The sequence below is a fragment of the Chloroflexota bacterium genome (assembly GCA_018648225.1).
GTDB lineage: Bacteria > Chloroflexota > Anaerolineae > Anaerolineales > UBA11858 > NIOZ-UU35.
Map to the genome: position 1 here is coordinate 1 of JABGRQ010000206.1, position 5,099 is coordinate 5,099.

Sequence of the window (5,099 nt, forward strand, 5' to 3'; positions counted from 1 at the left end):
CTATTATATATAAACCGTATATATTACCGTGGTACCGTTATCGGGAGTTCGCATAAAAGTTGTGAATGAGGTATTGGCAGATTTCAGGTAGCTCTTTATTTTAATCTGTGCTAAAAGTATAGGAGTGCAGACAGTATCATTTATAATGGGGGGCATTATCAGCCTGAACTCAACTCTATTCGATAAGGACACTTACATGACTTTAAACTTGGAAAAAATCCGCGCGCAGTTTCCGGCCTTGGCGAATCCCGATGTGATCTTTTTGGATAATCCCGGCGGGACGCAAATTTGCGCGCCCTCGCTGGAGCGCCTCTCGAAATATTTGGTCGAAAGCAACGCCAACCGGCACGGCGCTTTTGAAACCAGCCGCGCCTCAGACCGCGTGCTGGACGAAGCGCGGACTGCTTGTAAAGACCTATATAACGCTGCTTGCGCTGAAGAAATTGTCTTCGGTCCCAATATGACCTCGCTGACGCTGAATATCAGTCGTTCGCTGGCGCGCCAGCTCAACCCTGGCGACCGGATTATGGTCACGCGGCTCGATCACGACGCCAATATTTCCCCCTGGATGCTGATAGCCCAGGATCGCGGCTGCGAGCTGGATTGGGTTGATTTTGATGTTGAAGATGGAACCCTCGATATGGATAGCCTGGAATGCGCCCTGGAGCGCAAGCCGAAACTGGCCGCGGTGGGGTATGCCTCCAATGCCCTGGGGACGATCAACCCGGTTAAAAAAATTACTCAAATGGCAAAAGATGCGGGCGCGCTGGTGTTCGTGGATGCCGTGCAATATGCCCCGCATGGCATTGTTGATGTGCAGGAAATCGGCTGCGATTTTTTGGTATCCTCAGCCTACAAGTGGTTTGGGACGCATGTGGGCGTGCTGTACGGGCGCTATGAGTTGCTGGATAGCCTGATGGCCTATAAGGTCCGCCCGGCCTCGGACCTGCCGCCGGACAAGTGGGAAACGGGCACAGCCAACCATGAGGGCATCGCTGGCGTGCTGGGCGCGTTGGAATATTTTGAGTGGCTGGGCGAAAACTTTGGCAGCGGACTGTTGGCCCATGATGCAAAAACATTCAGCGGCCGTGCATTGCGGTTGCGGCAGGGTATGGCGGCTATTCAGGCCTACGAGCACGAATTAGACCGCGCTATGCTGGATATTTTCGCGTCCATTCCTGGTGTACGGCTCTATGGATTGAACGATCCGCAGCGTCTCGACGAGCGTGTGCCTACCTTTTCGATCAATGTTGATGGCTGGCATCCTGGCGACCTGGCTGAAAAACTGGGTCAGCGCGGAGTGTATGTATGGGATGGCAATTACTACGCCCTGGCCGTCACCCAACGTTTGGGTGTCGAAGAGAGCGGCGGTATGCTGCGTATCGGCGCGGCGCATTACAACACGCTGGCAGAAATCTCTCGCTTCGGCGAAATCTTGAGCGATATTATTCGTTAGCGTATCAACGGAAAAAAGGAGCATTACGCCAAATGCGCTATCTTGACCTGGAAAACTGGCCGCGTCGGCAACATTTTGAAATGTTCAATACTTTTGATTATCCTCATTTCAATCTGACGGCAAATGTCGATATAACTTCGCTGGTTGCATTGGCGAAGCAGACAGATGCCCCATTCACTGTGGTCGTCGTTCACGCCCTCGCCCGCGCCGCCAATGAAATCGAAGAGTTCCGCTATCGCATCCGCGGCGAAAAAGTGGTTGTGCATGAAATTGTACACCCTTCGTTTACGATTTTGAATGATGCCGAATTATTTAGTTTCTGCACGGTGGAATATGCCCCCGAGTTTGGGGAGTTTCACGCGCGGGCCATTGAGCGGATTGCCGCGGTGAAGTTAAACCCAATCCTCGAAGATGGACCGGGTCAAGATGACCTGCTCTTTATGACGGGCATTCCCTGGGTGTCGTTCACCAGTATGATGCACCCCATTCACATGTCTCCGGCGGATTCGGTGCCGCGCATTGCCTGGGGCAAGTTCTTCGATGATGGCGGGCGCAAAAAGATGCCCGTGTCCGTGCAGGCGCATCACGCCCTGATGGATGGCTTGCACATGGGGCGGTATTTCATGCGCCTGCAAGAATTGCTGGATGAAATGTAGGGGATTACGTGAACTGCGAAAAGTTCTTTAAAAACCTGTTATTTTTGAAGATTGCTTCGCCGCTTACAGCGGCTCGCAATGACACCGTTTTTCAGATACTTTCCAGTACCTACTTAGGAAGAACATAGGTTTAAATGTAATTAGGAGTAGTTTTGTGGAAAATTTGTTAATTCGTCCCTATACCCCTGACGATGAACACGAAGTCATCCGACTCTGGTTCGATTGCGGCCTGATGGTACCGCACAACAACCCCAGGCGAGATATTGAGCGCAAGCTTCAGGTCAACCCGGAGTGGTTTTTATTGGCCTTGCTCGAAGGCGAAATTATCGGTTCGTGCATGGTTGGGTATGAAGGCCATCGCGGCTGGATCAACTATCTGGCGGTGTCGCCGCGCTACCGGCGGCAGAGGATTGCCGCAGCGCTGATGGCCGAGGCAGAGCGTTTGCTGAACGCGGCCGGATGTCCGAAGATCAACCTTCAGGTGCGCGAAACCAACCTTGAAGTGATTAAGTTTTATGAGGGCATCGGCTACAAAAATGATGCTGTAATCAGCCTGGGGAAACGGCTTGACCCCGATGAGCCGTATGCTGTTGAACTGTGACCAGAAGTTAGTAACCAGTTTTAGCCAATCGTTCGCTGATTACAGATTTCGGTACACCTCAGGGTTTACGCAATGCGGCAGGCGTTCGCCGCGCAGCCCTGCGAGAAGGTTTTCGCAGGCCAGTTCGGCCATACGTTTGCGCGTGTGTTGGGTGGCCGAGCCAATATGCGGCACGATCAGGCAGTTGGGCAGGTCGTAAAGTGGATCATCCGCGGGCAAGGGTTCAGGGTCGGTGACATCGAGGGCCGCAGCGGCGATCCACTTTTCGCGCAGGGCATGATCCAGATCGGCGCGGACAACCACCGGGCCGCGCGAAGCGTTGATCAGGATGGCGTTGGGCTTCATGGCGCGCAACGCAACCGCGTCGATCAGGCCGCGGGTTTCGTCTGTGAGGGGACAATGCAGGCTCAGAAAATCGCTTTCGGCGATGACTTTTTCGAATGATTTGCGCATAGCCATTGAAGTATATTCGATTTCTGATCGAGGGGAGGGATTGCTGTAAATAATCTTCATCCCAAAGGCTGCCGCGCGGCGAGCAACGGCAGAACCAATTTTGCCCATACCAATGATGCCCAGAGTTGCGCCTTGCAGGTCGGCTCCGAGCCAGCCCGTGGGCGACCAGGTTGTCCAGCGGCCTGCACGGGCATCCTGGCTGGCCTGAGGGAGTTTGCGAGCAGCCGCCAGGAGTAAGGCTAGCGTCAGGTCGGCGGTGCCTTCCGTGAGTACGCCGGGAGTGTTGCCCACCGGGATGCCGCGGCGGGTGCAGGCTGTTATATCTACGTTATCGTAGCCCACCGCCATATTGCTGACAACTCGCAATTTGGGGGCGTTGGTAATCACCCGCTCCGAGACAGGAATCGTCAAGAGAGTCAGAATTCCCACCGCATCCGGTAAGTGTTGAACCAGCTCCGGGGCCAGATGATCTGCCTCGGGCGGCCCCGCCAATATTTGGCAGTGTCCGGCTAATTTTTCCAGCCAGTCTACCGGCAAGGCATGTGAGATGAGTACCAGGGGGAGCTTTGTGGGCATAGTTGTTTTCGGTTTCAGGCGCTCAAAGGGGCAACGCAGATGGGGCTATCGTTGGCAGGGCTGTTGACAAATGTCGAAACCGGGTAGGCTTGCATTTCTTCGTTGGGATAAGGGGCAAGCAGCGGCGAAAGTGCCGCTGGGCGCATTTCCCCAGGGGTTAGCCAGTGTTGATGGTCTTTGGCGGCTAAAATGACCGGCATGCGATTGTGTATGGGGTGCATCAAATCATTCGGTTCGGTGGTGATGATGGCGGCAGATAAAATCTCGGAGCCATCCGGGGATTGCCAGCGTTCCCAAAGCCCGGCGAAGGCAAACGGCGCGCCCGCTTTCATGCGAATATAGTGCGGTATTTTGGTTTTGCTGTCAGGTGATTTTTGCCATTCGTAAAAACCACTACTGAGGATCAAACAGCGGCGGTATTTGTAGGCCGCTTTAAAAGATGGTTTTTCAGCCAGGGTTTCGGCGCGGGCATTGATCATTTTATAGCCGATTTTTGGGTCTTTCGCCCAAAAGGGGATCAATCCCCAGATAACATAATCTAATTTATTCGTGCCATTATTTGTGACGACTGCGATGGGTTGGCTGGGGGCAATATTGTAGCGCGGTGGCACAGTGTAGGCTTCTGGAGCAATCTCGAGCCAGGGGAAGGCGTTTGCTAATTCATCGGGAGTAGCTGTAAGTGTGAAGCGTCCGCACATGGTGTAGCCCTTTGCGATTTAAGTTGATATTTGGTCTCCAGGTATTATTTCACGGAGGGGCAGGGTTGTCAAAGCATATTGCGGATAGTACAATACCGCGGCTTTATTCTTTCAATAACGTGGGGAAAAAATAATCAATAGTGTTTGCGTAAGTTGTTATAATAATTCGGTCACTCAAGTTCTCTGCTGTTTTGAGTGGTCACGCGCGCAAGCCAATATCTAACTTCTCTGTCTGACCGTTTGTATGTCGGAAGGGCGGAGCTTAGCTAAATGATCCGATACCCGTCAAGAATTGCCCTTTTTTTGATCGCCTTTGAGAGCAGCTTTATCGCTAGCGCGATTCTACGCGCGCCATCAGAAGCCGCCAGCGCGCGTTTTTTGGGTTTATCGGCAGCGCGGTTGGTGATGTTGGGGGCTGCTCTGTTCGTTGCATTGGCCGCATTGGGAGTGCTGATATTCTCTTTTTGGCGGCAGGCGCAATTTGATCAACGCGAAAGACTACTGCGAGAAAGACTAGCTGCCCGAAAATCAATTGCATTCGTCACTGGGGTATTGATGTTTTTCACCTGGGTAGCTGCCGAATTAGCCATCTATGCTGGAATTGTTCAGGAACCGGTTATGCAGGCGGTGCTGATGCGTTTGCGTCCGCTGCTGATTGG

The 5,099-nt window shown here is 53.0% G+C and carries 6 protein-coding genes; 4 read left to right on the forward strand and 2 right to left on the reverse strand.

Annotated features, from left to right (window positions below):
* Positions 1 to 196 precede the first annotated feature (196 nt).
* From HN413_17625 to HN413_17635, 3 genes are all read left to right on the forward strand, one after another.
* The gene (locus tag HN413_17625) at positions 197 to 1,456 is read left to right on the forward strand and encodes a cysteine desulfurase-like protein (protein ID MBT3392221.1); all 1,260 of its coding nucleotides are present in this window, start codon (positions 197 to 199) and stop codon (positions 1,454 to 1,456) included.
* Positions 1,457 to 1,488: 32 nt separating this feature from the next.
* A complete protein-coding gene (locus tag HN413_17630; protein MBT3392222.1) occupies positions 1,489 to 2,112 on the forward strand; it encodes a chloramphenicol acetyltransferase in 624 nt (207 codons plus the stop codon).
* Between the two features lie 163 nt (positions 2,113 to 2,275).
* Entirely contained in the window at positions 2,276 to 2,713 is a 438-nt protein-coding gene (locus HN413_17635) for a GNAT family acetyltransferase (protein MBT3392223.1), read from the forward strand.
* Between the two features lie 39 nt (positions 2,714 to 2,752).
* On the opposite strand, the gene HN413_17640 is transcribed toward HN413_17635, so the two are convergent.
* Both HN413_17640 and HN413_17645 read right to left on the reverse strand, forming a co-directional pair.
* Positions 2,753 to 3,742 (reverse strand): D-glycerate dehydrogenase, encoded by a 990-nt coding sequence (locus tag HN413_17640; protein MBT3392224.1) that lies wholly within the window; start codon positions 3,740 to 3,742, stop codon positions 2,753 to 2,755.
* A 14-nt stretch (positions 3,743 to 3,756) separates the two neighbouring features.
* Positions 3,757 to 4,440, reverse strand: a complete 684-nt coding sequence (locus HN413_17645; protein MBT3392225.1) for an SOS response-associated peptidase — start codon at positions 4,438 to 4,440, stop codon at positions 3,757 to 3,759.
* Positions 4,441 to 4,710: 270 nt separating this feature from the next.
* On the opposite strand from HN413_17645, the gene HN413_17650 reads away from it, so the two are divergent.
* Positions 4,711 to 5,099, forward strand: a 389-nt coding sequence (locus HN413_17650) for a hypothetical protein (GenBank protein ID MBT3392226.1), incomplete at its 3' end; no start/stop codon positions are given.